Genomic DNA, 26,897 nt, shown 5'->3' with positions numbered 1-26,897 from the left:
GTGTCGTCGGGCGCCAGCCTGACGTTCACGTCGAGCAACTGGAACACCAACCAGAACGTCACCCTGGCCGCGGCGGAGGACTCCGACACCACGAACGGCACCCGGCCGTTCACGGTGGCGTCGTCCGGGCTGACGTCGGTGACGGTCACCGCGACCGAGGCCGACAACGACGGCACCACGACCCAGTCGCTGGTGGTCTCGTCGACCAGCGTCAGCGTGCCGGAAGGCAGCACGGCGACGTACACCGTGCGCCTGGCCGCGTTGCCGTCGGGCAACGTGACCGTTACCAACACGGCCGGCTCCGGTGACACGAACATCACCGTGTCGTCGGGTTCCAGCCTGACGTTCACGACCAGCAACTGGAGCACCCCCCAGACGGTGACCCTGGCCGCCGCCGAGGACTCCGACAGCACCGCCGGCACCCGGCCGATCACGGTCGCTTCCAGCGGCCTGACCTCGGTGACGGTCACCGCGACCGAGGCCGACAACGACGGCGGCACCGGCGGCCCGCGGGCCGACAACCCGTACGCGAACGCCGGCGTCTACGTGAACCCGCAGTGGCGGGCCAAGGCGCTCGCCGAGCCGGGTGGCAGCCGGATCGCCAACCAGCCCACCGGTGTGTGGTTCGACCGGATCAGCGCGCTGACCGGCAACGGCAGCCCGACCACGGGCACCATGGGCCTGGCCGACCACCTCGACCAGGCGGTCACCCAGGACGCGGCCAACGGCTCCACGCCGATGGTGATCCAGATCGTCGTCTACAACCTGCCCGGCCGTGACTGCGCCGCGCTGGCCTCCAACGGTGAGCTGGGCCCGACCGAGCTGGCCCGGTACAAGTCCGAGTACATCGACGTGATGGCGGGGATCCTGGCCCGCCCGGCGTACGCGAACCTGCGCATCGTGGCGATCATCGAGATCGACTCGCTGCCGAACCTGGTGACCAACGTCGGCGGCCGGGCGACCGCGACCGCGATGTGCGACACGATGCTGGCCAACCGCGGCTACGTCGACGGCGTCGGCTACGCGCTGGCCAAGCTCGGTGCGATCCCGAACGTCTACAACTACATCGACGCGGCGCACCACGGCTGGGTCGGCTGGGACGACAACTTCGGGGCGACCGCGAACATGATGTTCACGGCCGCGACCGCGTCCGGCAGCACCGCCGCCAACGTGCACGGCTTCATCACCAACACGGCCAACACGTCGGCGCTGACCGAGCCGTACGTGGGCTCGGTGACCGAGCAGCTGCGCCAGACCACCTGGATCGACTGGAACCGGTACAACGACGAGCTGACGTTCGCGCAGGCGTTCCGTTCCCGGCTCATCCAGTCCGGGTTCTCGTCCGGCATCGGCATGCTGATCGACACCTCCCGCAACGGCTGGGGCAGCTGTGTCCAGACGCCGTGCCAGCCGACGCAGGCCACCCGGCCCACGGCGGCGAGCACGTCGACCGACCCGAACACGTTCGTGAACCAGTCCCGCATCGACCGTCGTATCCACAAGGGCAACTGGTGCAACCAGGCCGGCGCCGGCCTCGGCGAGCGCCCGCGCTCCGCGCCCGCGACGGGCATCGACGCGTACGTCTGGATCAAGCCGCCGGGCGAGTCCGACGGCTCCAGCAGCCTGATCCCGAACGACGAGGGCAAGGGCTTCGACCGGATGTGCGACCCGACCTACCCGGGCAACGCCCGCAACGGCAACAGCATGTCCGGTGCGCTGCCCAACGCCCCCGTGTCGGGGCACTGGTTCTCCGCTCAGTTCCAGCAGCTGATGGCGAACGCGTACCCGCCGTTGAGCTGACCGCTACCGGGGTCGGTCCCGCATCCGCGTGGGTGCTCAGGATCGGGACCGCCCTCGCGTCGGCCGGGCCCGCCCCGGCCGACGGGAACCCCGCCGGCCGGGCGCACCGGCACGGCGGGTCTGTAGGGAGTGCCGCTGGGGCGGAAACTTGGGCCCCGCCGGCAGCGGCACGGCCGCCGGCGTCGTGAGAGCGACGCCGGCGGTCCGCGCTTTCCGCACCCGTACGCCGCGAATCTTTTCCGCGAAACCGCGTTTAGCCGCCCACCCAGTGGGGTAACGCCCCCGCTATGGCATGGCAAGAGGTGCCCCCATGGCACGTGCCCCGCGCCGGCACACCCATCGCACCACCGCTCCCGGCCGCGTGACGCATGTCCGCACCTGCACCACGCGAGCACGTCGGCTTCCCCTACCGCGGAGTCGCCGAGTACGTCAGCGGCACGCTGGCCTTCATCCACACCGCCCTCGCCGCCGGACACCCGGCACTGGTCGCCGTGCCCAGTGCGAAGCTGGAGATCCTGCGCGACTGCCTCGGCTCGCACGCCGAGCGCGTGCGTTTCACCGACCTGACCGTCGCCGGCCGCAACCCCGGCCGCATCCTGCCCGGTGTGCTGCTGGCCTTCGCCGACGAGTTCCCCGGCCTCCGGACGGCGATCGTCGTCGAGTCGCTGTGGCCGGGCCGCAGCGCGCTGGAGTACCCGTCCTGCGTCGCGCACGAGGCGATGGTCAACCTCGCGTTCGCCGGTCGTGACGTGGCGCTGCTGTGCCCGTGCGACGCGGCCAATCTGGACCCGCACATGGTCTCCGACGCCCACCGCACCCACCCCGAGCTGCTGCTGCGCGGCGAGCGTCGGCCGAGCCCCGCGTACGGCGATCCACGCCAGACGGCGGCCTCGTTCCATCCGCCGTTGCCCGCTCCCCCGCCCCATGCGGCGACGATGCGGTACGACGCCGTGCACGACCTGGCCGGGGTGCGCTCCTTCGTGACCGGTCACGCGGCCACCGCCGGGCTGAAACCGGAACGGCGCGACCTGCTCGCCGACCTGATCGCGGAACTGGCCGCCGGCACCCTCGCGCGCACCGACGGACCCGGCGCGGTGAGCGTCTGGCCCGAACACGACCTCGTCGTGTGCCAGCTGCGCGACCACGGCCAGCTCACCGATCCGCTGGCCGCCCACGGCAACGCCCTGCTGACCGCCCACCTGCACTGCGACCTGGTACGCGTGCACGCCCGCCCCGGCGCGACCACCATCCGCCTGCACCTGACCGCCCACGAGTGACCCGTCACCCGAGCCGCGTCCGCGCCTGCCGCGCCACGGCCAAGACGAAGGTCAGGCGGAGTCGCGGATGACGAGTTCGGTGGGCAGGACGGTGGCGAACTCGCCGGGCGGGTCCCCGGCGGCCGCCGCGAGCAGGCCCCGTACGCAGGTCGCGCCCATCAGCTCGACCGGCTGGCGCACCGTGGTCAGTGCCGGGCGCACCTGGGCGGCCAGCGCGTGGTCGTCGAACCCGACCACGGCGACGTCGTCGGGGATGCGCCGGCCGGCCTGGCGCAGGTAGCGCACCGCGCCCGCGGCCATCACGTCGGACGCGGCGAACACCGCGTCGAGCTGCGGGCGCTGTTCGAGCAGCCGCTGCATGGCGTGCGCGGCGGACGCCTGGCTCCAGTCGCCGTACGCGACGGGCAGGTCGGTCAGCCCCGACGCCTGGATCGCGTCGCGGTATCCGGCCAGCCGGTCCGCCCCCGGGCCGGTGTCCGGCGGCGCGGCGATGTGCCCGATCGACCGGTGCCCCTTGCCCAGCAGGTGTTCGACGGCCGCCCGCGCGCCGCCGCGGTTGTCCGCGTCCACATAGGGCAGCTGGTAGGGGTGCAGCGGCCGGCCGACCACGGTGATCGGCAGCCCGAGCGCGGCCAGCGAGCCGGACAGCGGCAGCGGACCGTGATCCGACACGATGATCACCCCGGCCACGTTGCCGGCCCGCAGATAGCGCCCGACGGTCTCGGCCAGCGTGCCGGACACGTTCGTCACCAGCAGCGGCAGGTCGTAGCGAGCCAGCTCGGTCTCCACCGCGCCCAGGAACCGGGCGAAGAACGGCTCGGTGAACACCAGCCGGTGCCCGGCATGCACCACCGCCGCGACGGCCCTCGCCCCGGCGGACGTACGCCCCCAGGCGGCGCGGCGGCGGCGGTAGCCGAGGCGGCTCGCCGCGTCGCAGACCCGCTGGTACGCCTCGGCGCTGACCTGGCTGGAGTTGTTGAGCACGCGCGAGGCGGTCGCAATGGAGACCCCGGCCGCGCGGGCCACCTCGGCCAGCGTGGCCGGCCCGCCCGGGTGCGGCGTGGAAGCGCTCCCGTCCGTCATTGGTGCACCATAACCCGCAGTTCCGGGGCGGCGGTAGGGTTCCCGCGAGCCATCGTCCGCAGTGGCCGGACACGGCCCGTTCAGCCGGCGTAGACCAGGTCCATCGTGTCGGTGTGACCGGGCCAGCTCAGATACACCCGCCAGCAGCCCGCCTGCGGCAGGTCGATGATGGACGGTCCCGGCCCGCCGGAGACCTCGCGAAGCACCGGCTCGCCCGTGCCCTCCAGCCGTGCCTTGATCGTCAGGTCGCCCGTCTCGTACTTCTCCCGGGCCACCCAAAGGATCTTGTTGCTCGCACCGTCCTTGCGGTCGTAGGTCAGCGGGTGCCCGAACAGCACCGCGGCGATCTCGCCCTGCACGCCGAGCACGTGCACGGCCCGCGCGTCCCCGCTGAACCCGGCCCGCGCCCACTCCGGCAGCGGCCCGTTCTCGACCTTGGTGGCGGAGCACCCCGGCGCGAGCGACGGGGCCACCGGCGACGGGCTCGGCGCGACAGACGGCGAACCCTCCTCCGTGCACCCGGCGGCGAACACGGCACAGGCGACCAGGACGGCGGCGAAGCGCCTCAACAAAACGGTCATGGAAGTCTCCCGGATCCGGGGCAGCGGTCACCGGAACGAGTCACGACACCCCCACCCGGTTCCACCCCCACCCGAGTCGATCATGAACTTATGGGTCATGTTCGACGGCGTGTCGCTCTCCTAACCTCATGATCGACCGCGCACCCCCGCCGTCGGGCGGGTTGACCTCAAGCCTGGTTGAGCTGGCAGGCTGTGCCGATGCGTGTGACGAAACGCCTGGTCCCGGCTGCCTACCGGGGCGTCCTGCAGGTGACCGGGTTCCGGCGGCTGCTGTCCGGCGAGGCGGTCTCCTACCTCGGCGACGGGCTGAGCGTGGTCACCATCTCGCTGCTGGCCATCCGGATCGCCGCACCGGAGCAGGAGGCGCTGGTCGTCGGCGCGGCCGTCGCCGCGTACACGCTGCCCGCCGCGCTCGGCGCGCTGGCGCTGGCCCCGTGGCTGCGCCGGGTCGACGCCCGCACCCTGGTCACCGCCAACGCGCTGCTGCGGGCCGGCGGACTGGGCACGGCCGCCGTGCTGCACCTGGTCGGCCTGCTCTCCCCCGCCGGGTACGTCGCCCTGCTGGCGCTGTCGTCCCTGCTCGTCGCGTGGGGCTCGGCCGGCACCTACACCCTGGTCAGCCGGCTCGTGCCGGACGAGCAACGGCTGCCCGCCAACACCCTGCTCGGCACCTGCCAGACCACCGCCATCATCGTCGGGCCACCGCTGGCCGGGCTCCTGGTCGCCGCCACCGGACCCGGCGTCGCCCTCCTGATCGACGCGCTGACCTACCTCGTGCTGGCCGCGCAGCTGCGCCGCATCCCCGCCGGGGCCGCGCACGCCGAGCCCGCGGCGGCGGGCACCACCGGTGGCTTCCGACTGTTGGCCCGGCGGCCCGAACTGCTCGGCCTGCTCGCCCTCACCGCGGTCTTCTTCTTCCTGTACGGCCCCGTCGAGGTCGCGCTGCCGCTGTTCATCGTCGACACGCTGGGGCGCTCGGCGGGCTTCCTCGGCGTCTACTGGGCCGTGTTCGGGGTCGGCGCGCTGGCCGGCGGCCTGCTCGCGGGTGCGCTGCGGCGGGTAGCGCCGTGGCCGTTCACCATCGCGGTCGTCGCGGGCTGGGGCGCTGCCCTGCTGCCGTTCGGCTTCACCACCTCGACCTGGATCACCCTGGTCGGGCTGGCCGCGGGCGGGATCATCTACGGGCCGTTCCCCGCGTTCAACATCACGCTGTTCCAGTCCGCGGCCGGCCCGGCGGACCTGCCCGCGGTGCTGGCCGCCCGGGGTTCGATCACCGTGGCGGCCGCCCCGATCGGGGCCGCGTTCGGCGGGCCGCTGGTGCACTGGCTCAGTCCTGGCGGCACGCTGCTGGCCTCGGGCGCGGCGACGGTCGCGCTGGCCGTCATCGCGGGCGGGCTGCGGCTGGCGGGCACGGCCCGGCGGAGGCCCGCGCCGGTGCCCGCCCCGACCGCGGGCTGACCATCACGCCAGGCCCGCTCGGCGCAGGATTTTCCGGGAACAGGCCGTGTACGGCACGACGACGGATCAGAGTCGAATGATGGAGAACCAAGCGTGGCTGCAGATGCAGCAAGCACTACGCGATATCGACTTTCCGGCCGATAAGCACGCAATCTTCGCGCACGTCATCGAATACACCAGCGACGGCGACGTGCTGAAGCTGGCGCGGACGCTGCCGCCGGAGGTCTACCGGAACATGTCCGAGGTGCGCAGCTCGGTCCGGCTCGACCCGTCGGTCGAGGAGGGCACCACGATCACGCAGAAGGCGGCGCAGGCGCGCTCGCACAACAAGAAGGTCGCGTCGTACCTGCGCGAGGTCCCGAACACCGAGCTCAGCTGACCCGCGGAGCCGGGGCGGGCGGACCCGCCCCGGCGCGCGCGTCATCGGGTGATGTTCACCGTCAGGGTCCCGGTCGCGGGGACGGTCACCGAGGTGGCGGTGGCGAAGTCGCCCCCGCCGTACCAGAAGTCCTCCTCGCTGCCCCAGACCTTGAAGCGGACCTTCTGCGTCCCGAGCACCAGCATGTCGCAGGTCATCGCGGGCCAGGTGCTGCACCGGCCGCTGGTCTCGCCGGTCGCCGCGTGGTACGCCACGTAGTAGCCGCTGTCCGGTGCGGTGACGGTGACCTTGGTGCCCTTGAGCAGCTGGATGTCGTAGACGACCGTCTTGCCGGCCCGTACCTTGACCTTGGTCGCGCCCGAGCGGCCGCCCGAGTTCCCGCTCCACTGTGGAGCGTGGTCGTCGGCGTAGAAGTGCAGCGGCCACAGGTACGGCCCGAGGAAGTCGACGGTGTAGGTGCCGTCGGCCGCCGCCGGGAAGGTGATGCCGCCGTCGCCGCTGTGGTAGTGGAAGTTGCCGAAGCTGACGTAGGCGTTCTTGGCCGGGGTGCCGTCGGCGGCCCGGACGGTGCCCCGGATGACGCCGCGGCGGTCCAGTTTCACGGTCGGTGCGACCACGGTCTGGCCGGGCACCGCGGTGAGCAGCGTGGCCAGGGTCTGCGTGCCGGTGCCGCCGTCGGCGGTGACCCACTGCGCGCCGTACGGCGTCGAGTGCTCGCCCCACGGCAGCTCGTAGGCGAACAGCTGGTAGGTCCCGGCGCCCAACCAGTCGATGAGGACCTTGCCGTCACTGTCGCTCTGCTTGCAGCTCGTGCCGAGGGCCAGTTCCGTGGGCACGACCGGCTGCACACAGAAGCCCTCGACCGGCGCGCCGGTGACCGCGTCGACCACCGTCGTGGCGATCTTCGCGACGGGGGTCAGCGTCACGGCGACCTCCGCGGTCGCGCCCTCGCTCACCACGACCCCGGTCTGAGCGGCGCTCCGGTAGCCGTCGGCGCTGACGTACAGCCGCTGCGCGCCGACGGTGACGCCGTCGAGCGTCAGCGAGCCGTCGACGCCACTGCCGCTGATCATGCCGACTTCGCCGTAGAAGGCCGGGATCGGCGCGCCGGTGAGCGCGTCGGTCACGGTGAGGTGCACCGAGCTGGTCGGCAGCAGCGTGTCGTCGACCCGGGTCACCGCGTCAGCGGTCACGGTGAACAGCGTCGCGTCGGCGCGGTCTAGCTTGCCGTAGGCGTGCTGCTCGAAGTGGCGGTCCCAGTGGGAGAAGGAGACCTTGTAGTCGGCGCTCTCGAACACGCCGTCGATCCGGTAGTCGCCGTTCGCGTCGGTGTTCACCCAGTAGTACGGGCCGGCGTCGCTCTGCACCTGCACCTGCACGTCCGCGATGCCCGTCCCGTCCCGGTCCACGAAACGGCCGGCGACGGAGCCGGTCGGCAGCAGCGTGTCGTCCACCGTGACCGTCTGGCCGACGCTCACCGGGTAGACCGCCGCGTCGGCATATCCGATCTTGCCTGGGGCGTACTGGTAGACGCCTGACACGACCTCGAACTGGATCCGGTACGAACCCGGCAGCACATGCAGCGTGTAGTGGCCATCCCCGTCGGTGTAGCCGGTGACGCTGTCGCCGTCGGTGCTGTCGGCCCGCACGTACAGCCCCGCAGTACCGTTGCCCGCGCGGTCCCGGAACGTGCCGGTGATCGTCCCTGTCGGCAGCAGCGCGTCGTCGACGGTCACCTGACCGCCGGCGGGCACGGCGATGATCGTCGCCGCGGAGTAGTCCGTCGTCCCGTAGGCGAACTGGGTGGGTCTGCCCTCCACGTGGTACTGGACCCGGTAGGACCCGGCCGGCAGGTCGGTGAGCTGGTAGTGGCCGCCGGCGTCGGTGCTGGCGTAGCCCCAGCCGTCGCCGTCCACGGCGGTGGCCTGCACGGACGCGCCGTTGACGGGCTGCCCGCCGTCGGTGAGCTGCCCGACGATGCTTCCGGTGTCGGCGGCCTGCGCGGGTGCGCCCAGGCCGAGGGTGCCGATGGCGAGTGCGAGGGCAAGCACGCCCACCCGCCTCGCTGAGGTTTTCAACATGACGTCCTCGAGGGGTACGCGAAGCGTCGCCGCGATTCGCATTGGTGGAGCCGCCCCGTGATCAAATGCGGCATAGGCGATTGTCCACGAGGGACTCATTCCATGCGTGTCCCCCGAACGTCGCCGATAGTCATCCGAACGGCCATGCGAGCAGCTCGGAGCAGGTTCACCGGCCGCCGATCACGGCACCCGGCAGACGGGCCGGCTGCCCGCTCGCTACCGTGTTCTGCCGTGCCACCTACGCAGCGCCTGTTCGTCGCGGTCTACCCGCCCGCGCCGGCGATCACCGACCTGGCCGGGCTGGTCTCCCGCCTCGCCTTCACCCGGCCGCACCCCGAGGGCCTGTCGCTGCGCCCGGTGCCGCCCGAGCAGTGGCACGTCACCGTGGCCTTCCTCGGCGAACTCGACCCCGCCCAGCTCGACACGACCATCGCGGCGATGAGCGCCACCGCCGCGGCGACCCCGCGCGCCCCACGGCTGCGCCTGTCCGGCGGCGGCCGCTTCCCGAACGGGCGGGCGGCGGCGATCTGGGCCGGCCTGCACGGCGATCTCGACGAGCTGCACGAACTCGCGAACCGCCTGCGCGGCGCGCTGACCGATGGGCACGTGCCCTTCGACCCGCGCCCCTACCAGCCACACCTGACCCTGGCCCGGCCCGGCGACCGCCTCGGCGCCGACGAGCTGCGCGAAGTCCTCGACCAGCTCAGCGCGTACGCCGGACCGGTCTGGGCCGCGCCCGCCCTCGTGCTCATGCGCAGCGACCATCCGGTGAGCAACCACTACACAGAGGTGTTCAAGGCACCCCTGCCCGACTGAACCGAGGAGCCCCGTTGGAACGCGACATCCGCACCGTCGACGACGTGCTGACACTCATGGACACCCTGTTCGCGCCGGACGCGGACCGCTGGACCGCCGACGGCGGCGCGACCTGGTGGGACGGCTTCTACGCGGACCGTTCGCGGCAGGTGCCGTTCTTCGTCGCGAAGCCGGACGAGAACCTGGCCTCGTACGTAGAGCGCGGCCTGATCACCCCCGGCCGCGCCCTCGATCTGGGGTGTGGGCCGGGCCGCAACGCCGTGCACCTGGCTGCGCTGGGGTTCGAGGTCGACGCGGTGGACCTGGCCCCGGCCGCGATCGCCTGGGCGCAGGACCGCGCCCGGGAGGCGTCGGTCGACGTGCGCTTCCTGTGCGGCGACGCCTTCGCGCTGGACCTGACCGGCCCGTACGACCTGATCTACGACTCGGGCTGCTTCCACCACCTGCCGCCGCACCGGCGCATCAGCTACCTGCGGCTGCTCGACCGTGCTCTCGCGCCCGGCGGCCACTTCGGCCTGAGCTGCTTCGCCGTGGGCGGCATGGGCTCCGAGGAGTCCGACGTGGACCTCTACCGCCATGGGCGGCTGCACGGCGGCCTCGCCTACACCGCGGAGTCGCTGCGCGGCATCTTCGCCGAGCTGACCGAGGTCGAGCTGCGCCGCATGCGCGACGAGCCGCAGGACTCCCCGCTGTTCGGCGAGCCCTTCCTGTGGACCGCGCTGTTCCGGCGGCCCTAGGTTCACGCAGGGCCGGGACCGTCACGGCCCCGGCCCTGCGCGTCTCCCGCTACTTGATCAGCTTCCAGGGGCTGCCGGACGCGGTGCTCGGCGCCTGGTTGCGGGTGTACCACTTCGCCTCGTAGACGTGGCCCTGGTACGACACCCGGTCGCCGGCGTTGTACACCGTCGTGGGCGTCCAGGCGGCGGGACTGCCGTCGGGTGACGGCGGAGCCTGCTCCTCCCAGGGACCGTTCGGGTCACCGGGGGCCTGATTGCGGGTGTACCAGCGGGCGCGGAACCTCTTGTCCTGGTGGACCACGACGTCACCGCCGTTGAAGATCCGCGACGCCGTCCAGACCGTGCTGCCGTCCTCGGTCATGGCCAGTTCCTGCCACGGACCGTTCGGGTCGCCCGGCTTCTGGTTCTGCGCGTACCAGGAGGCCTTGTAGACCCTGCCCTGGTAGGAGACCCGATCCCCTTCCTTGTACGCCTTCGACGCGACCCACGCGGCCGGCAGGTTCACCGTCACCGTGCCGCTGCCCTGGGCGGGTTCGAGCTGCTCGCTGCCCGCGTAGGACGCGGTCAGCGGGTGGCTGCCCGCGGCGAGGCCCACGGGCAGGGTGAACGCCGCGGTGCCGTCGGTCGTGGTGACCGAGCCGCGCACCTTGTCGCCCTCGCGCAGCTCGACGGTGCCGGTCACGGGCAGGCCTCCCGCGGCGACCTTGACCGTCACCTTCGCCGCCGTGCCCCAGTCGGTCGAGGCCGAGGTCACCGTCACCGCCGGCTTGCCCTTGCCGGTGCGGAACACCGCGGGCTGCGCCACGGCCACGCCGTCGTCGGCGCTGCGCGCCGTGACGATCCAGGCGTACGACGTCACGGGCGCCAGGCCCGACCAGGTCACCGCGGCGGTGCCGTTGGCGGCCACCTCGTCGGAGCCGATGACGCCCGTCGGCACGTACACCGCCAGGGAGTCGGTCGAGAACGACGTCTTGCGGCTGGTCAGGTCGACGGGCAGGGTCAGGTTGTCCTCCGCGCCGTTGTAGCGCGGCTTGGTCTGGCTGCCGTCGGCCCGGATGTCGAACTCGGTCGCCCCGAAGGTGTCGAGGAACGGCGAGTACGTGTCGATGTGCATCTCGGCGTTCTTGACGTCGAACTGCATCAGCCGCAGGAAGCTCGCCCCGAACTGGAGCCGGTCGGCGGCCTTGTGGTCGGTCACCCCGTCGCCGTTGAGGTCGATGTTGCCGCCGGCGTCGACCTTGTCGGGCCACAGGCCGCTCGCGGGCACCGTGTAGAACTGGTAGTCCGCCAGCAGCTCGACGACGTCGTGCGACACCGTCACGCCGACCTTCGACTTCAGGTTGATGCCGACGCCGTGCTCGTGCCCGGCGAGGATCAGGAAGACGTTCGGGTTGTTCTCGACGACGCCCTTGTACAGGGCGGAGCCGTCCGGATCGGAGAACGCCGCCCCGCGGCCGTCGGGGTTGGCCGACGGCTTGAGGTAGTCGTGGGACAGCAGGATCCCGTTGCGGTCCTTGTACCGCTTGAAGATCGAGTCAGCCCAGCGGGCCTCGGCCGGGGTGACGCCGTACGACAGGCCCACCGCGACGAAGTCCAGCCCACCCGCGCTGAACAGCACGTAGTTGTTCTGGTTGTCCTTGCCCGGCGTGACCGTGCCGTCGGCGTTCACGACCTCGTCCCACGCGTGGTACGACGCGCCCGCCGGCCACGACTTCGCCACCCCGTAGTACCGGTCGGCGCTGAACGTCCGGCTGAACCGGGAACCCGGCCCGGTCTCGGCGCCGAGCTGGTTGTCGTGGTTGCCGGCGATGACCTGGTTGACGACCTTGCCGTCGTCCAGGATCCTCTGGTACTCCGACGAGACCGCCAGCTCCTTCTCCACCTGCTCGTGCAGGCCCGGCCGCACCAGCGTGCCGTCCGGGTTCTTGGCCAGCGGGTCGTAGTAGTCGTTCTCGATGACGTCGCCGGTGTGCGCCGAGTACGCGATCTTGCGGCTGGCCGCGTTGTCCGCGATCCACTGCGTCTCGGCCCGATACGCCGCCTGCCAGATCGCCTGCTCCGCCGCCGCCATCACGTCCGACGGCTCGGTCTTGCCGTCCCAGTCGTCGTACGTGCCGCCCGCCGCACCCTCGGTGATGTACTGCGTGTCGGTGAAGTGCGAGATCGCGAAGTCGTACGTGCCCGGCTGCTCGAAGTGGTTCTTGTCCGCCGCCGCGGACGCGTCGCGCGGCGACAGGTCGTCGGCGAACGGGTCCTCACCGGTGACCAGCACGTGCACGGTCGTGCCGTCCCGGTACCCGGCGGCCAGCGGCGCGGTCAGCACCGTGCTGCGCCCGACCTGCCCGCGCGAGCTGGTGAGCACCGTCCACTGCCCGGCCGCCTTGTCCCACACCCGCAGCGCCACCAGCCGCTTCGGGTCGATGACGCCCTCCCACCGCAGCGTCGGCGACGCGGCGGTCTCGGCGAGCGTCAGGTCGTAGCGCTGGAACACCACGTCCCGGCCGAACGGCGTGTCGACCGTCTGCCCGTCGAGCGGCCGCAGCGACTCGACCTTGACGTTCGTGTCGTGGGCGACGTCGAGCGTGGTCGGCACCGCCAGCGCCTCGCCCTGGTAACCCGAGGTCGGCGTCACCACGTCGGCCTTGGTGAACGTGGCCGTCAGCGGCACGCCCTCCTCGCCGGGAATCCGCGCCGACAGCCGCGCCGACGGCGCGTTCGGGTCGGACACCGTCGAGCTCAGTTCGGTCGGGACGTCCGGGATGCTCGCGCTGGTGAAGCGGATCTCCCGCGTGCCGGTGTTGCCGAGCGTGTCGGTCGCGGTGACCGCGATCGTGTGCGCCCCGGCCGGCAGGCCGTGGCCGATCTGGTCACCCTGCTGCACCGGCTTGCCGTCCAGCGTCATCACCGGCGTGCCCACGACGCCCGAGGCGTCCTTGACCTTGACGTTCAGCGCCACGGTCGCGACGAGCTTCTGCCCCTGCGCCGGCACGCTGCCGTCGATCTCCGGCGCGGTGTTGTCGACGGTGAACCGCCGGGTGGCGGTCTTGCCGCCGACCACCGCCGTGATGGTGTGCGCCCCGTCCGCCAGCTTCGTCGTGTCGACGTCGGCCCGCGTGCCGAGCACCGGCAGCGCCGCGCCGTCGGCGGCGGTCACCTCGAACAGCATCGCCTTGAACAGCGCACTGTTGAAGCTGCTGCCACAGGTGCCGTCACCCATGTGCACGGTCACCGGCGAACCCGCCGGGTAGCTCGCCGCGCCGATGGTCACCGTCGTCTGCGCGAGCATCCTGGTCAGCGGCGTCGCCTTCGCCCCCGCCGGGAGCAGTTCGAAGTCGCGCAGCGTGAAGTCGTCGAAGTTGTCGCAGCCGCCCGGCTTCGCGCTGCCGTGGTCGCTGCCCGCGACGAACTCCAGCACGTTGACGCCCGGCACCAGCCACTCGTTCGGGAACGCGAGCTCGGCGGTCTCCTTCTCCCACACCCCGAGGTCCAGCGGGATGCCGTTGATCAGGACCTTGTTGTCGTACCCGTTGTCGGTGCCGTTGCCACCGATGAACAGTCGCAGCCGCGCGTCGCCGCCGCTGCCCAGCGTGCCGACGGTCCGCGCCGTCGGGGCGCCGGCGATGTCGAAGTGGAACTCGGCGTCCTTGTTCGGCCCGCAGGTCCCGTCGCCGAGCACCAGCGACGCCGCCGTCGTCTCCGCCTTGGTCTCCGTCGTCCCCGTCGTCGTCACCAGGTACGTCGTGCCCGCCGTCACGGTGCCCGACAGGCTCAGCGCCAGCTTCGCCGAAGCCCGGGTCACCTTGAAGTCGTCGTGGTTCGCGCAGGTCGCGCCGTTCGCGGTGCCGTTGTAGTCACCGGTCCGGACCTGCACGACGTTGTCACCGGACCGCAGGAAACGGGTCGGGAACCGCAGGCTGACGTCCTCCGCACCCAGCGCGCCGAAGTCGCCGCCGAGGTCCACCCGGTTGCCGTTGACCAGCACGAAGTTGTGGTACTTCGCCTCGGCCGAGTTGCCCGCCTCGACGGTGAAGCCGAACGTCGCCGTCCCCGCCGCGAGCGTCTCCGCGTTCTCCACCGGCTTGCCGTCGATCGCCAGCGACTCGACCGTGTCACCGCTGCCGTTCGGCAGCGCCGCGGTCACCAGCTGCGTGCCGCGCACGAGCGCGCCGTCGGCGGGCGTCACCTTCGCCGCACCGGTCGGAGCGTTGTTGACCTCGACGGTCACGCTGGTCCGCGCGCCCGACTCCGTCGTCGCGGCGACCGTGTGCGAGCCGTTGGCCAGCTTCGTGGTGTCCAGGTTTGCGCTCAGCCCGGCGGTGCTGCCCGGCTCGCCGGAGACGACGAACGTCAGCGGCTGGCTCAGCAGGCGCTTCGAGCTGCCGCAGGTGCCGTCGCCGAAGCTGTAGCTGAACGCGTTCTGCTCGCCGTCGGCCACCACCCCGAGCAGGCCCAGGCCGATGCTGCTCAGCGCGAAGTCGTCATAGTTCGGGCAGCGCAGGCCTTCGCCGTACGGCAGCTGCTCCACCCCGACCGCGGTCGTGCTCGTGGTGTCGACCCAGTTCGCGCCGGCCTTGACGGTCACCGTGTTGGTGCCCGCCCGCAGCCACGAACCCGGGAACTCCAACGTGCCGCGCGTGCCGCCGACGACGTCGGGGAAGAAGACCCGCTCGGCGTCGGCGGTGTGCCCGTTGACCACGAGGTGGTTGTGGTAGCGGGCCTCGGTGCCGTTGCCGCCCATGTCGAAGCTCAGGCGCGCGGTGCCCGCGGTCTTGTCGGCGTCGACCGTGACGCCGTCGACGGTGATGGAGACGACCGAGTCGTCCTCCGTGACCGGCCCCGCGTCGACCTGCACGGTGCCTTCGAGGGTCTGGCCGTCCCGCAGGTCGAGGGTAGGACCGCTGCTCGACGCCGCGGCCGGCGAACCGTCCGCGGCGACCGAGACGATCGCGGTGCCCGCACCGGCGACCAGCGCCAGCGCGAGCGCCGGCCCGAGCAGGCGTCGCCGGCTCGGGCGCAATCGGTGGATCATGAGGGGTGTCTCCTTAGCTGACATTCGTGAGCTGCACCGCTGCGACAGCGGTGACACCGACGCCGAACAACGTGATGCCGGCGGCGGCGAGAACAGGGGCCACCCGGGTGGCCAGACGCAGGACCCCGCTCGACCGGGCACCCCGGACGACCACGGAACTGCCGGCGATAGCGAGCAGGCCGACGCCGAACAGCACGACAGCCATCCCGATCCCGAACGTCATCACCAGCAGCAGCGCGAACCCGGGCCGCCCGATGAACAGCCCGGTCACCAGCACGAGAAACGCCGCCGGGGACGGGGTGAGGCCCCCGGAAACTCCCAGCAGCACCAGACCGGGCCGCTTACCGGAGCCATGGCCGTGGCCGTTCGGATCGTGGGGATCGGTCTCGTGCACATGGCCGGAGTCGGCGATTTGCGCGTGGTCAGGGTCGTGCCCATGGTCAGGGCCATGCGAATGAGCGTGGCCGTGCGAAGGACTGTGGCTGTGCGAATGGCCGTGGCTGTGCGAGTGGCCGTGGCTGTGTGAGTGGCCGTGGCTGTGCGAGTGGCCGTGGCCACCAACGTGACGACGCACCAGAGCGAGGCCGGTGGCCAGGACGAGCAGGCCGGCGAGCAGTTGCAGCCAGCCGGTCAGCTCCTCCATGCGCAGCACGTCCGAGAGGGACAGGAACGTCCAGGCCAGGCCGATGACGAGGACCGAGACGGTGTGCATCACGGCCACCGAGCCGCCGAGCCAGGCGGCGTCGCGAATCCGGCCGCGCGACCCGATGAGGTACGCCGCAGCCAGGCTCTTGCCGTGCCCCGGAGCCACCGCGTGCACCGCGCCCGCGACGAACGCGAGCCCGAACGCGAGCGGCGGCACCCCCGGCGACTGGATGATGTCCTGCAACTGGTCCGCGATGGACGCGGTGGGTATCGCGGCGGTCATCGCGCGACCCGCCGGCGGCGACGGCCCGACCAGCGCCACACCATCAGCGCGGCGACGGCGGCGACCAGCACGCCACCGACCACAGCCGCGATCTGGACGGCAGCGCTGCGGCCCAGGTCCGGGGCATCCTGCGCCGGAGCGTCGCCGAGCACCCAGTCATGCGAGGCCTGGTCGGACGCGTACACGGCACGAGCGCCACCCGGACCGGTGGCCAGCGTGCGGTACGCCGGATTGAGGTCGGTCAGGGTCCGGACCGCGACCGCGACCGTGCCGACAGGTCCAGCGCACGTGTAGTCGATGGTCACGCCGGTCCGCGCCAGATCGGCCGGCGCCGCGACGGTGCCCGCACACGCCTGATCGCCGCTGACGACCGTGATCCGCTTCAGCAGGTAGGCCGAGAACTCGGTCGACGGGCCGATCGCCGCGGCGTCCGACGCCTCGTAGAAGACCGCGCCGTCGAGCATGACCCGGTCCTGCGGGAGCAGGCCGAGTGACACCCCGAGCAGCGTCAGGTCGTCGACGCCGCCGACCTTCCAGCGGACGCGCACGACCTCGGGGCGTACGGCGTCGGCTGCGATGGCGATGGTCTGCGGATCGCCGAACGGGTGTGCCTGCGCCGGGGCCGGCGCGAGCAGGGTGGCCGCGAAGGCCGACAGCGCGAGGGCGATCGTCGCACCGCGACGCGGCCGATGTGCGTGTGGGGGCAAGGGAGGACGCTCCGGATCCCTGAGGTGCTGTGGCGCGCTGGGAGCGCAACCAGCCAGGGACACTGCCGAGCGTTCGAGAACTCACCGGGTGACAGCGGTGATCAGCGGGGATCTTCCACGTGAACAGTCAGTTGATCAATCACGGACGTATATGTGTGAGCAGCGCCTTCGCATGCCGGGGGCGGCGCTGCACACGCCGCCCCCGGAAAGTGCACGGGCCTACTTGGCTGCGGACAGTCGGCGCAGGTCCGCGGTGGTGACCTGCAGCGTGTTGCCCTGCGCCCGGTTCAGCCCGCCGGAGGCGTCCAGCTGGTACTGCGCCTGGTTGGGGTTCAGCAGCGCGGCGGGGGCGTCCGGGTACGTCGCGAGGAACAGCACGTAGGTGTCGCCGCCCTTGAGCTTCGTCGCCTCGGCCTGGACGTAGTTGACACCCTTGTACAGCCCGCCCAGCTGACCCACATCGATCTGCTGACCAGGCTTGGCGTCACCCTTGTACACCTTCACCACCTCGATCTGCCGGACCGTGATGACGACCACGTCCTCAGCCGCGCCGGCCTGCTGGCCGGTGCCCGCCTGCGGGTTGGCCTTCGGGTCCGTGCCACCGACACTCGGGCGCAGCTCCTGGACACGCTCAGCCGCGCCGATGCGGGCCTCGACGACCAGGTTGGCCTTCTGGTACAGCGCATCGACGGACTCGTACGTCGGGTAGGAGCCGTGGTACTCGACGGTCTCGGTGCCGCCGCACGCGGCCAGCGCGACGGCGGCGAGTACCGCGACGACGATCGTGCGTACGCGATTCATGACTGCCTCCGTCAGGGGTAGTAGGAGTTGACGTCGTTGATGTCGTACTGCTGCGGTGTGGTCTGCGAGTCCCACAGCCCGTACTTCATCCGCGAGGCCTGCGAGGTGCTGGGATTGTCGGCGAGGTTCAGCCCGTGGCCGAGTTCGTGCACGAACACCGCGGTCACGAAGTTGCTGAAGTTGCTGGCGTCCGCGGCGATGGTGCGGGAGTTGAGCTTGATGTCGAAGTACCGGCCGAAGTTCCAGTGCGTGGAGTACAGGCCGTACCAGGTGTTGGAGTAACTGGCCGCGGTGACCCAGGACGGCGCCGAGGACGACTTGGTGATCCACACCGGCGTCGCCGTGACGTTCCAGTTCGAGATGGCCTTGTCCATCGGACCCTGCCACTGGCTGTTGTAGCTGTACGGCTTGATCTGGAAGTCGGCGTGGGCCATGCCGTTGCCGCTGAGGGTGGCGCCCGCCGGCGCCTGCCAGGCGATGGCCGCGACCAGCGCCGTCACGAACGCGGTCACGGCGTGGCCCAAGGCCCGCCGCGTCCCGCTGCGGCGTGGCCGCACGGAAGGGAATCTCATGCTTGCTCCCCGTGAATCTGTCGCATTCGGAGATGTGCGGCGTCGCGATCGCCCTGGCACACCGGCGGTGTAACAGATCCGCACCGCAATGTACGGCCCCCGCCGAGACTCACCCTAGCCCACACATCGTAACGTTTCCACCTGTCTATATTTCACTGCGTGAGCAACAGTTGCGCGGTGCGTGATCGAAGATCCGGTCCCGATCCCATGCAACCGTCGCGGCCCGGCGTTCCGTGTCATACCCGTACCGGCCACGGAACCAGCACAGGAACGGGGCGAGATGGATCGTGACGGCGAGTTCACGGCCTACTGCGCGGCGCGGAGCGCGACGCTGCGCAACACCGCATACCTGCTCTGCGGTGACTGGCACCTGGCCCACGACCTCACCCAGACCGCCCTGATCAAGCTGTACCTGGCCTGGTCCCGGGTGAGCCGCCACGCGACGATCGACGCCTACGCCCGCCAGGTGCTCGTGCGGGTGTTCCTCGACGAGCGCCGCCGCCCATGGCGGCGCGAACGCGGCGTCATCGACCAGGCGCTGCTCGACCGCCCGACGCACGACCCCGCGATCGCCGAACGGATGGCCGTGCGAGCCGCGCTCGCCGAGGTGCCACCACGCCAGCGGGCCGCGCTCGTACTGCGGTTCTGGCTGGACCTGTCGGTCGACCAGGCAGCCGAGGCGCTGCGGTGCTCCCCCGGCACCGTGAAGAGCCAGACCGCCCGCGGCCTGGCGACCCTGCGCGCCGCACTGGAACGGATGCCCGAACTCGTGGAAGGACAGCGCAGATGAACGACGTCAGGGAGGCGTTCGGGAAACTGCTGGAAGAACCGGCGCCACCGCCGGCCACCGCCGAGCAGCTGCTCGGGGCCGCACACCGCGCACGGACCCGGCGGCGACGCACCCTCGGCGTGACCGGGGCCGCGCTCGCGGTCGTCGCCGTGATGGGGGCGGGGTGGCTGATTCGGGTGGAAGGGAAGCCTCCGTCGCCGGCGACGACGGCCAGTCCGTCCAGGGGGCCGCGCTTGTCGGAGGCGACCGCCCGGCTTGTCGCGCAGCGCATGGAGAAGACGCTGGACGACATCCTTCCGGCAGCTGCCGAACCGCTCGGCGCGAGTTCGGAGTGGGGCGGCGACGGCAGCAGCCCGGCGGACGGGATCGCGACCGTGGGCGCGTACGCCGACGTGTTCGTGGGACCGCACCGCGGGCCGCTCGCCGGCGGGCAGGTGCTGGCGTACCTGCTGGCCACCACGGAGACAGGAGACGGCGACCTCTGCACGCTCGCACCGGACCGCCGCCTGCTGCGGGGCACGGAGATCGGCTGTGAGGTGCTGACGGTCCGCGGCAGCAGGGTGCGGGTCGGGCGCATGCTGGAGTCCGTCGCGCCGACCCGGGTCGCGAGCGGGTACGTCGAGTTCCATTACGCCGTCCGTTACGTCGACGGGTGGACGGTCATGGTGTGGGAACTGCCGTACACGAGGCAGCCGGTCAACAATCCAGTCGCCGACGGCGCGGTGCCGATGCTCGACCAGCCGATATTCAGCCCACGGCAACTGGCGGAGCTGACGCTGGAGCCGGGATTCGCCCCACCGGGCTGACCTCAGCCGGAGTCGACGCGCGGACCGAAGGGGATTCGAACCCCCGGTGGGGCTTGGCACGCCAGCGGCCCCACGCACCTTCGAGCCGCCCGTGCGTGCCCGGCGTTCGGCCCTCGGCGCTGCAATAACCCGGCTCTGCCACCGGTCCGACCGCAGTATGGCTCGAACCCGTCAGCCACGCAGCGCAGTTTCCCAAGGCCCGGTCACGACCGCAGGGCCTCCCGGCCGATCCGCCCTGCCGCACGGGCGTGCGATCCGCCGGCAGCGAAACGTTTGATGGTCAGTCCAGCTTCCGCACCTCGGGCGGCTCGATGCCCAGGCGCCGCAACGCGCTCGCCCGCACCACGCAGACCCATGAGCAGCCACCGGTCCCGTCGGCGCGCCGCACCGTGTAGTGGTTGATTCGAATCTCGTCGGCGGTGAACGGGTCCCAGTCCATGCGCCACCGGAACAGTCAACGCTCCCAGGCCCGGTGCCACACCCGGGCCTTGATGCTGCTGAAGTAGAACACGGTCGCAGCCCGTCGAGCTTGTCCAGCGTGGCCGGGTCGAGGTCGACCTCCGGCTCGGCCGCCAGGTAATGAGACACGTCCCAGCGGGGAACGAGGGCCAAACGTGGTTCTTGACCCGTTCGACGATGTACCTGGGAACGCCGAGCAGGTCGGCGATGCTGTCTGCGCGACGACGTACGGTGCCGCGATGCCGAGCGTGCCGACGGCCTCGGCGGTCCACAGCGGCAGCCGTGCGAGCAGGATCGACACCAGCTCGCCGATCAGGTCCGCACGAGCGTGCGCACCAGCGTGACCACCGAGCCGCTCATGGCAACGACTGCTTTCATGCCCTCGGCGGCCCGCCTCAGTCCGGCCAGCAGGTCGAGGGTCTCACCAGCCTGCTGCCGGGTAGGCGACCGCGGCTGGTCCGTCCCAGTCCTGGATCTGGCCGGCGACGGCGCGGCTGTACAGATCGGCGATGTCGGCGTGCTCAACGGCGATGTTGTGCCAGGTCTGAGCGTTGGCGGCGACCTGGTCCGGATCGCCGGCGAGCCAATCCAGTGCCTGCGACAGCGGCTCGACGTGTTCGACACACCAGCGAAGCCGGCGGTCACCAGCGCGCCGACTGGGTCGAGCACCCATACGGCCGCCTCGGCGACGGTCCTGACCCCGCCGAGCGTCCCGTCGACCCAGGAGCCGTTCTCGACCCCAGTGACGATCATCTCGACGGACTCGGCGATCCCGACACCTGAGTACCAGGTCGTGGAGTCGACACGGTTGGCGACCAGTACGTTGCCGCCGTCGTTCACTCCGGACGCCTGTCAGCCACCGTCGCGGTCCGAGTGGACGCGGCGAGCTCAGCGTCCTCGTAGGTTAGGGCTGCCGTTTGCAGCGCTTCACTACGACCGCGCAGGTCGGCGGCTGCCGCACGCATCGTCGCCGCGATCCGTGACTGCAGCGGCGCTCACCGGCTCCGGGCCGTCGGGCGGATCAGCCCTTGACGACGCAGACGTCGCGATCGGTCCCTAAAGTCGACGCAAAACATTTACACAATAACAGTTGCGCAATAGAGTATGTACAAATTTTTTTGTGGATCTGATAGAATGGCGACATGGCGCAGGAACCACGCGCGACCGCGGCGAAGACCACGGCGCGTATCACCGATCTCCGAACTCTGCGCGCCATCGCGCATCCGGTCCGGCTGAGGCTCTACGAGGTGCTGGCCACGGGCGGGCCGGCGACAGCGTCCAAACTGTCCGCGTACGTGCCCGGCGCGCCGGGATCGCTCAGCTATCACCTCCGCCAGCTCGCGGAGCACGGCTACATCGAAGAGGCGCCCGAGCTGGGCAAAGACGGGCGCGAGCGCTGGTGGCGTGCCATCCCAGGCGGCGTGCGCTGGTCCAACGCCGACTTCGAGGGCCAGCCCGCCGGGCGCGAGGCACTCGCCTCCGCGCAGCAGGTGCTGGTCGCGCGCCAGCTCGAACGCCTGCACGCGTGGCAGGCGGCCGGGGCCGAGCAGTGGGGTCCGGACTGGGCCGGCGCCGCGGTGGCCACCGACACGGTGCTCCACCTGAGCCTGGACGAGCTGCGGGAGTTCGCCGCGGATCTGCACGCGGTGATGAACAAGTGGGGCGAGGCGTCCCGGGCGGCGACCCAGGGTGCCCGGCGCGGCGACGACACCGACCGCGAGCAGGTCTTCGTCTTCACCCACGCGTTCCCGTTCGACGACCGCCCCGGCCCGTCCCGCGGCAACCCGGCCTGACCCCGCGAAGCGGAGGACCCGTGACGACCACCCCCCGGGCCGCCACCGGCCCTGTCGACGTCCCCGAGGCGGCACGGGCCGACGCGCCCCCCGCCGTATGGCGCGACCGCGGCTTTCTGCGCTACCTCGCGGGATTCGGTCTGTCGCTGCTGGGCGACCAGATCTGGTTCGTGGCCCTGGCCTGGGCGGCCACCCGCCTGGACAGCCCCGCCGAGGCCTCGTTCGTGCTGGCCGCGGGATCGCTGCCCCGGGCGGTGCTGATCCTGTTCGGAGGCACCCTCGCCGACCGCTGGGGTGCGCTACGGGTGACCCTCGTCAGCCAGGCGGCGCGGGTGGTCACGATGCTCGCCGCGGTGGTGCTCGCGGTCGCGGCGGAGCCGCGGCTGTGGACGCTCGCCCTCGTCGCGATGCTCTTCGGCGCCGTCGACGCCGCGCACATGCCGGCCGCCGCCGCGCTGCCGCCGCAGCTGCTCCCCCGCGACGCGCTGCCGGCCGGGCAAGGGCTGGTGCAGACCCTGGAGCGGGTCGCCATGATCGTCGGGGCCCCGGTGGGCGGGCTGATCGTCGCGTTGGGCGGGCTGAGCGCGGCCGCCGCGGCCAACGCGCTGCTGTTCGTGGCGGCGCTGGTGATCCTGCGCGCGTTGCGGCTGCGCCCGTCCGCCGACCACGCCCACCCGGCCGGCCCGAGCGAGCCCGAGGGCACCTGGCAGGCGCTGCGCGGCGGCCTCGCGTACGCGATCCGCGAGCCGGTGCTCGGGCCGGTGCTGCTCGTCGTCACCGTGCTCAACCTCGCCATCGCCGCACCGCTCAACGTCGGGGTGGCCCTGCTGTCAGACGCCCGGGGCTGGCAGGCCGCAGGATTCAGCGCGATCATCGCCGGCTTCGGCACCGGGGCGACCGTCGGCGCCCTGTCGGTGGTCCGCTTCCCGCCCCGGCGGCGACCGGCCGCCGTCGGCCTGATCTGGGTGATCGCGGGCAGTCTCTGCATCGGAGCGCTGGGTTTCAGCCCCAGCCTGCTGGTCGCCGTGGGAGCCGCCGCCGCACTCGGCGTGACCTCCGGCCCCGCCTCGGCGCTGCTGCTCGGCCTGGTCCAGGCCAGAACCCACACGAGATACCTGGGCCGGGTCATGGCACTGGTGACCTTCTCCGCGCTCGGCCTCGTCCCGGTGTCCTACACGGCGTTCGGCGCGCTGGTGGAGGCCACGTCGCTGCCCGCGTCCTTCGTCATCTGCGCCGCCGCCGAGCTGCTCACCGCGCTCGCCGCGCTGGCCGTCACCCCGCTGCGCAGGGCGGCGCTGTGACGGCCGGCGGCGCGGTCACTCCTCGTCGACCTCGGCGAGGGTGCGGGGGTCGGTGCAGTCGCCGTGCAGGGTGGGGCTGAGCCAGCCCGAGGCGCTGCGGCGAAAGACGCCGGGCTCGATGGCGCCCGCGCCGTCGGGGAGCAGGCCGTGCAGCTGGTCGGATCCCGGCCCCACGCGGAGCGCATAAAGATCGAGGGCGTATAGCTTCTCAGCTATACGCCCTCGACACCAGTGGTGCGCCGCCAGGGACTCGAACCCCGAACCCGCGGATTAAGAGTCCGCTGCTCTGCCAGTTGAGCTAGCGGCGCTCGTTGGCAACGGAGAGAACCTTAGCATGACGATCCGGGGGTTCTCCAATCGGTTAGCGGACTCGCGGTACGCATCCCCAAACCACCCCAAACCACCCTCCAGAACACCGCATATCACCCCACAACGACGTGCCACATCGCTCGAACTTCCTCACCACACAGCGTCACAACCCCGCCCTGTGAGCACGCTCACGCAAAGATCATCCGTGTCGCCACGCCAGATCCCGAGATTCCGTCAGAACCACCCACACGCCCCACCCGCCTGCGGCAATATGTGAACCGGGACATATCGGCGGTAATGGGTAGGTGGCGTCATGGGTGCACTGCGCAGGTTCGGCATCGCCGCGGCAACGGCCGCGGTCCTCGTACCACTGGCCTCCTGCGACACCGGCGACCCCGCCGGCTTCAAGCAGAACGCGGCCCCCCAACCGGCCCCACCCGCCCAGACCCTGGAACTCACCCCGGCAGCCGAGCAGAAGGACCTGCCGGTCAGCACCGAGATCGGCATCACCACCGCGAACGCCTCGGTCCGCTCGGTGGCCCTGGCCGACGCCAAGGGCCGCCTCCTGTCGGGCCGGATGCGCCCCGACAACAGCGCCTGGATCCCGGACAAGCCCCTGGACTACAAGGGCCGCTACTCGGTCACCGTGACGGCCACCGACGGCCGCCGGGCGATCACGAAGTCGACCTCGTTCACCACGATGGCGGAGCCGCAGCGGCAGGTCGGCACGGGCATGTACCTGTTCGACGACCACACCTACGGTGTCGCGATGCCGGTCGTCGTGGAGTTCTCGGAGCAGATCCCCGAGAAGTCGCGGGCGCAGGTGGAGTCGCGGCTGTTCGTGACCACGACGCCGGCCCAGCCGGGGGTGTGGCACTGGATGAGCGGGCGGCAGGTGACCTACCGGGCGCCGGAGTACTGGAAGCCGGGCACGGTGCTCAGCGTGCGGGCGGCGCTGAAGGGCCTGCCGATGGGCGAGGGCCGGTACGGCGACGACGACCGCAAGGCCACCGCGAAGATCGCGGGCGAGAAGCTGGAGCTGATCGTCAAGAACTCGAACAAGCACATCGACGTCTTCCGCAACGGCAAGAAGGTCAAGTCGATGCCGGTGAGCCTGGGCAAGGCGAGCACCCCGTCGTCCTCCGGCACCATGGTGATCATGGACAAGCAGGAGTCCACCATCTTCGACACCACCGGCGAGCCGGGCGACCAGTACCGGGTGCAGATCCAGTACGCGCAGCGCCTGACCTGGGGTGGGGAGTTCATCCACTCGGCTCCGTGGAGCGTCGGCGACCAGGGCAACCGCAACGTGTCGCACGGCTGCCTGAACGTCTCGCCCAGCAACGCGGTCTGGCTGTTCCAGAACACGCACGTGGGCGACCCGGTGACGGTCAAGGGCACGGGCGTGAAGCTGGAACGCGGCAACGGCTTCACCGCGTGGGACCTGAGCTGGAAGGAATTCGTCAAGGGCAGCGCGCTGCCGGTGCCGCAGGAGCTGCTGGAGCCGGTGCCCGCGGTGGCTCCCTCACCGTCGGTGAGCGCGTCGCCCTCGGCGGCGGTCCCGTCCCCGACAGATTCGATCAACTAGTCCGTTTTGTCACTGTATGCGTCGGTGGTCGTGCTCACTGGATGCAACGCGTAACCTTAATCGAGCGTCTTTGAGGCAGTATTGGACAAGCGCCTCGCGCACACACCCCTCGATCTTGGTGAGGAGCCTATGCCCACCCCCGATCTCCCCGCCCCCATGTCCATGACCCGGCGGCGCGCGCTCACCGCGCTCGGCCTGGCCGGTGCGGGTGTCGCCGGAGTGGCCGGCCTGGCTGCCTGCACGGGCGACAAGTCCCCGATCTGGAACGGCTCGACCGGCGACGGCGACAAGCCGGCCGAGACGCCGCCGAAGGCGACCGTCACCATCAGCGGCCCGACCGCCGACGCCAAGAACGTCCCGGCGAGCGCGGAGATCGTGTTCGCCGCGACCGAAGCCGTGCAGACCACGGTCTCACTGAAGGACGCCAACGGCGCTGAAGTACCGGGCGCCATGCACCCCGACGGCGCCGGCTGGCTGCCGGAGAAGGCGCTGGCCTTCGGCGCGACGTACACGGCGACGGTGACCGCGACCGGTGACGACGGCAAGCCCGCCACCGCCACCAGCACGTTCACCACCATGGCCAAGCCGACGAAGCTGGTCGGCATCAGCAGTTTCCTCGCCGACAACGCCGTCATCGGCGTCGGCATGGTGCTGATCTTCAAGACCAGCCGGGACATCGCCAAGGCCGACCGGGCTGCGGTGCAGCGGCGGCTGATGGTGGAGACCCAGCCGCTCCAGGAAGGCATCTGGACCTGGTACACCGCCCGTGAGCTGCACTGGCGGCCGAAGACGTTCTGGCAGGCCGGCACGCAGATCAACGTGACGGTGCGGGCCGGCGGCCTGCCGATGGGCGGCGGCTACTACGGCCGTCGTGACTCGACGCTGGTCTGCAAGGTCGGGCCGGACCTGCAGCTGCGGGTCGACGACAAGACCCACAAGATGACGGTGCACAAGGACGGCAAGGTCATCAAGACGATCCCGGTCAGCCTGGGCCGTCCGACCATGCCGTCGTCCAGCGGCACGATGATCATCATCGAGAAGAAGCGGAACACCGTCTTCGACACGATGGACGCCCCGAACCCGGCCAACCGCTACCGCACCCCGGTGGAGTACGCGCAGCGGATGACCTGGGGCGGCGAGTTCATCCACGCCGCGCCGTGGTCGACGCAGCACCAGGGCCGCCGCAACGTGTCGCACGGCTGCGTGAACGTGTCCATGGCCAACGCGGCCTGGCTGTTCGCCAACACGCTGGTCGGCACGCCGATCACGACCAAGGGCACGCCCCGCGAGCTGGACTACGGCAACGGCTGGACCGACTGGGACAAGACCTGGGAGCAGTACGTCAAGGGCAGCGCCATCCCGTACGTCCCCCCGGCCGACCCGACCCCGGACCCGTCGACGACCCCGTCGACCGACCCGTCCGCCACCCCGTCCCCGGCCGTCTCCGGCACCCCCAGCGCCTGACGCCCGCCGACGACCTCGCCCCCACCTGGCGCAACTCTTAAGAGTCGCGCCTTCAGACCGCCTCTCGGGCCGCGACTCTTCAAGAGTTGCGGCCCGAAGCACGTCCGGCCCGATGGGCAGGGCCGGGAGGGTGTGGGT

At 71.3% G+C, this 26,897-nt stretch carries 22 protein-coding genes, 2 tRNA genes and 1 pseudogene; 12 read left to right on the top strand and 13 right to left on the bottom strand.

The window, feature by feature from the left end; translation table 11 throughout:
* Positions 1-1,800, top strand: a 1,800-nt coding sequence (locus tag ACFQO7_RS30320; RefSeq protein WP_376809577.1) for a glycoside hydrolase family 6 protein, incomplete at its 5' end; no start/stop codon positions are given.
* Between the two features lie 368 nt (positions 1,801-2,168).
* Positions 2,169-3,077 (top strand): anti-sigma factor RsbA family regulatory protein, encoded by a 909-nt coding sequence (locus ACFQO7_RS30315; protein WP_376809576.1) that lies wholly within the window; start codon positions 2,169-2,171, stop codon positions 3,075-3,077.
* A 51-nt stretch (positions 3,078-3,128) separates the two neighbouring features.
* Here ACFQO7_RS30315 and ACFQO7_RS30310 read toward each other — a convergent pair whose 3' ends face one another.
* Together ACFQO7_RS30310 and ACFQO7_RS30305 are read right to left on the bottom strand one after the other, a co-directional pair.
* On the bottom strand, positions 3,129-4,160 hold the full coding sequence (locus ACFQO7_RS30310; protein ID WP_376809575.1) for a LacI family DNA-binding transcriptional regulator: 1,032 nt from the start codon (positions 4,158-4,160) through the stop codon (positions 3,129-3,131).
* 80 nt (positions 4,161-4,240) lie between these two features.
* Positions 4,241-4,741 (bottom strand): hypothetical protein, encoded by a 501-nt coding sequence (locus ACFQO7_RS30305; protein WP_376809574.1) that lies wholly within the window; start codon positions 4,739-4,741, stop codon positions 4,241-4,243.
* 198 nt (positions 4,742-4,939) lie between these two features.
* Between ACFQO7_RS30305 and ACFQO7_RS30300 the strand changes: the two genes are divergently transcribed.
* Both ACFQO7_RS30300 and ACFQO7_RS30295 read left to right on the top strand, forming a co-directional pair.
* Positions 4,940-6,199 carry an MFS transporter gene (locus ACFQO7_RS30300; RefSeq protein WP_376809573.1) on the top strand — a complete coding sequence of 420 codons (1,260 nt, stop codon included), beginning with the start codon at positions 4,940-4,942 and terminating at the stop codon, positions 6,197-6,199.
* A 46-nt stretch (positions 6,200-6,245) separates the two neighbouring features.
* Entirely contained in the window at positions 6,246-6,578 is a 333-nt protein-coding gene (locus ACFQO7_RS30295; protein ID WP_376809572.1) for a DUF2795 domain-containing protein, read from the top strand.
* A gap of 41 nt (positions 6,579-6,619) precedes the next feature.
* Here ACFQO7_RS30295 and ACFQO7_RS30290 read toward each other — a convergent pair whose 3' ends face one another.
* The gene (locus ACFQO7_RS30290; RefSeq protein ID WP_376809571.1) at positions 6,620-8,629 is read right to left on the bottom strand and encodes a carboxypeptidase regulatory-like domain-containing protein; all 2,010 of its coding nucleotides are present in this window, start codon (positions 8,627-8,629) and stop codon (positions 6,620-6,622) included.
* 261 nt (positions 8,630-8,890) lie between these two features.
* On the opposite strand from ACFQO7_RS30290, the gene thpR reads away from it, so the two are divergent.
* Both thpR and ACFQO7_RS30280 read left to right on the top strand, forming a co-directional pair.
* Positions 8,891-9,475 (top strand): RNA 2',3'-cyclic phosphodiesterase, encoded by a 585-nt coding sequence (gene thpR / locus ACFQO7_RS30285; RefSeq protein ID WP_376809570.1) that lies wholly within the window; start codon positions 8,891-8,893, stop codon positions 9,473-9,475.
* A gap of 14 nt (positions 9,476-9,489) precedes the next feature.
* Positions 9,490-10,212: a class I SAM-dependent methyltransferase gene (locus ACFQO7_RS30280; protein ID WP_376809569.1), complete on the top strand. Its 723-nt coding sequence runs from the start codon at positions 9,490-9,492 to the stop codon at positions 10,210-10,212.
* 49 nt (positions 10,213-10,261) lie between these two features.
* On the opposite strand, the gene ACFQO7_RS30275 is transcribed toward ACFQO7_RS30280, so the two are convergent.
* The 5 genes from ACFQO7_RS30275 to ACFQO7_RS30255 all read right to left on the bottom strand — a co-directional run bounded on the left by ACFQO7_RS30275 (position 10,262) and on the right by ACFQO7_RS30255 (position 18,249).
* Entirely contained in the window at positions 10,262-15,241 is a 4,980-nt protein-coding gene (locus ACFQO7_RS30275; protein ID WP_376809568.1) for a carbohydrate-binding protein, read from the bottom strand.
* Positions 15,242-15,254: 13 nt separating this feature from the next.
* Positions 15,255-16,169, bottom strand: a complete 915-nt coding sequence (locus ACFQO7_RS30270) for a HoxN/HupN/NixA family nickel/cobalt transporter (RefSeq protein ID WP_376809567.1) — start codon at positions 16,167-16,169, stop codon at positions 15,255-15,257.
* On the bottom strand, positions 16,166-16,876 hold the full coding sequence (locus tag ACFQO7_RS30265; protein ID WP_376809566.1) for a hypothetical protein: 711 nt from the start codon (positions 16,874-16,876) through the stop codon (positions 16,166-16,168). The genes ACFQO7_RS30270 and ACFQO7_RS30265 overlap by 4 nt, the downstream gene beginning before the upstream one ends.
* A gap of 219 nt (positions 16,877-17,095) precedes the next feature.
* On the bottom strand, positions 17,096-17,677 hold the full coding sequence (locus ACFQO7_RS30260) for a hypothetical protein (protein ID WP_376809565.1): 582 nt from the start codon (positions 17,675-17,677) through the stop codon (positions 17,096-17,098).
* Between the two features lie 11 nt (positions 17,678-17,688).
* Positions 17,689-18,249 carry a zinc metalloprotease gene (locus ACFQO7_RS30255; RefSeq protein ID WP_376809564.1) on the bottom strand — a complete coding sequence of 187 codons (561 nt, stop codon included), beginning with the start codon at positions 18,247-18,249 and terminating at the stop codon, positions 17,689-17,691.
* Positions 18,250-18,529: 280 nt separating this feature from the next.
* Here ACFQO7_RS30255 and ACFQO7_RS30250 point away from each other — a divergent pair, with 280 nt between their 5' ends.
* Complete coding sequence (locus tag ACFQO7_RS30250) at positions 18,530-19,039, top strand: SigE family RNA polymerase sigma factor (RefSeq protein WP_376809563.1); 510 nt, start codon at positions 18,530-18,532, stop codon at positions 19,037-19,039.
* On the top strand, positions 19,036-19,845 hold the full coding sequence (locus ACFQO7_RS30245) for a hypothetical protein (protein ID WP_376809562.1): 810 nt from the start codon (positions 19,036-19,038) through the stop codon (positions 19,843-19,845). Before ACFQO7_RS30250 ends, ACFQO7_RS30245 begins: the two co-directional genes overlap by 4 nt.
* Before the next feature lie 20 nt (positions 19,846-19,865).
* Here the strand turns inward: ACFQO7_RS30245 and ACFQO7_RS30240 are convergent.
* From ACFQO7_RS30240 to ACFQO7_RS30230, 3 genes are all read right to left on the bottom strand, one after another.
* Positions 19,866-19,993: transfer RNA gene (locus ACFQO7_RS30240), tRNA-OTHER, on the bottom strand.
* A gap of 132 nt (positions 19,994-20,125) precedes the next feature.
* On the bottom strand, positions 20,126-20,284 hold the full coding sequence (locus tag ACFQO7_RS30235; RefSeq protein WP_376809561.1) for a hypothetical protein: 159 nt from the start codon (positions 20,282-20,284) through the stop codon (positions 20,126-20,128).
* Positions 20,285-20,616: 332 nt separating this feature from the next.
* Complete coding sequence (locus tag ACFQO7_RS30230) at positions 20,617-21,144, bottom strand: hypothetical protein (protein WP_376809560.1); 528 nt, start codon at positions 21,142-21,144, stop codon at positions 20,617-20,619.
* A gap of 302 nt (positions 21,145-21,446) precedes the next feature.
* Here ACFQO7_RS30230 and ACFQO7_RS30225 point away from each other — a divergent pair, with 302 nt between their 5' ends.
* The gene (locus ACFQO7_RS30225; RefSeq protein ID WP_376809559.1) at positions 21,447-22,097 is read left to right on the top strand and encodes a helix-turn-helix domain-containing protein; all 651 of its coding nucleotides are present in this window, start codon (positions 21,447-21,449) and stop codon (positions 22,095-22,097) included.
* 20 nt (positions 22,098-22,117) lie between these two features.
* The gene (locus ACFQO7_RS30220) at positions 22,118-23,398 is read left to right on the top strand and encodes an MFS transporter (protein ID WP_376809558.1); all 1,281 of its coding nucleotides are present in this window, start codon (positions 22,118-22,120) and stop codon (positions 23,396-23,398) included.
* A 15-nt stretch (positions 23,399-23,413) separates the two neighbouring features.
* Here the strand turns inward: ACFQO7_RS30220 and ACFQO7_RS30215 are convergent.
* Positions 23,414-23,551 (bottom strand): annotated as a pseudogene (locus ACFQO7_RS30215) (dethiobiotin synthase); the annotation flags it as partial.
* Positions 23,552-23,630: 79 nt separating this feature from the next.
* A tRNA-Lys gene (locus tag ACFQO7_RS30210) sits at positions 23,631-23,706 on the bottom strand.
* 314 nt (positions 23,707-24,020) lie between these two features.
* On the opposite strand from ACFQO7_RS30210, the gene ACFQO7_RS30205 reads away from it, so the two are divergent.
* Positions 24,021-25,295, top strand: a complete 1,275-nt coding sequence (locus tag ACFQO7_RS30205; RefSeq protein WP_376809557.1) for a L,D-transpeptidase — start codon at positions 24,021-24,023, stop codon at positions 25,293-25,295.
* Between the two features lie 129 nt (positions 25,296-25,424).
* Positions 25,425-26,759: a L,D-transpeptidase gene (locus tag ACFQO7_RS30200; protein WP_376809556.1), complete on the top strand. Its 1,335-nt coding sequence runs from the start codon at positions 25,425-25,427 to the stop codon at positions 26,757-26,759.
* The last annotated feature ends 138 nt before the right edge of the window (positions 26,760-26,897 follow it).

The sequence above is a fragment of the Catellatospora aurea genome (assembly GCF_042663325.1).
GTDB classification, from domain to species: Bacteria; Actinomycetota; Actinomycetes; order Mycobacteriales; family Micromonosporaceae; genus Catellatospora; species Catellatospora aurea.
Note: the sequence above shows the minus strand (reverse complement) of the source record. Positions and strands in the feature narration are given on the sequence as shown.

Bases quoted from the DNA above. Each gene is read 5' to 3' on its own strand.
- ACFQO7_RS30315 (WP_376809576.1), top strand. From the start codon at position 2,169: ATGTCCGCACCTGCACCACGCGAGCACGTCGGCTTCCCCTACCGCGGA.
- ACFQO7_RS30310 (WP_376809575.1), bottom strand. From the start codon at position 4,160: ATGACGGACGGGAGCGCTTCCACGCCGCACCCGGGCGGGCCGGCCACG.
- ACFQO7_RS30305 (WP_376809574.1), bottom strand. From the start codon at position 4,741: ATGACCGTTTTGTTGAGGCGCTTCGCCGCCGTCCTGGTCGCCTGTGCC.
- ACFQO7_RS30300 (WP_376809573.1), top strand. From the start codon at position 4,940: ATGCGTGTGACGAAACGCCTGGTCCCGGCTGCCTACCGGGGCGTCCTG.
- ACFQO7_RS30275 (WP_376809568.1), bottom strand. From the start codon at position 15,241: ATGATCCACCGATTGCGCCCGAGCCGGCGACGCCTGCTCGGGCCGGCG.
- ACFQO7_RS30270 (WP_376809567.1), bottom strand. From the start codon at position 16,169: ATGACCGCCGCGATACCCACCGCGTCCATCGCGGACCAGTTGCAGGAC.
- ACFQO7_RS30260 (WP_376809565.1), bottom strand. From the start codon at position 17,677: ATGAATCGCGTACGCACGATCGTCGTCGCGGTACTCGCCGCCGTCGCG.
- ACFQO7_RS30255 (WP_376809564.1), bottom strand. From the start codon at position 18,249: ATGAGATTCCCTTCCGTGCGGCCACGCCGCAGCGGGACGCGGCGGGCC.
- ACFQO7_RS30250 (WP_376809563.1), top strand. From the start codon at position 18,530: ATGGATCGTGACGGCGAGTTCACGGCCTACTGCGCGGCGCGGAGCGCG.
- ACFQO7_RS30245 (WP_376809562.1), top strand. From the start codon at position 19,036: ATGAACGACGTCAGGGAGGCGTTCGGGAAACTGCTGGAAGAACCGGCG.
- ACFQO7_RS30235 (WP_376809561.1), bottom strand. From the start codon at position 20,284: ATGGACTGGGACCCGTTCACCGCCGACGAGATTCGAATCAACCACTAC.
- ACFQO7_RS30225 (WP_376809559.1), top strand. From the start codon at position 21,447: ATGGCGCAGGAACCACGCGCGACCGCGGCGAAGACCACGGCGCGTATC.
- ACFQO7_RS30205 (WP_376809557.1), top strand. From the start codon at position 24,021: ATGGGTGCACTGCGCAGGTTCGGCATCGCCGCGGCAACGGCCGCGGTC.
- ACFQO7_RS30200 (WP_376809556.1), top strand. From the start codon at position 25,425: ATGCCCACCCCCGATCTCCCCGCCCCCATGTCCATGACCCGGCGGCGC.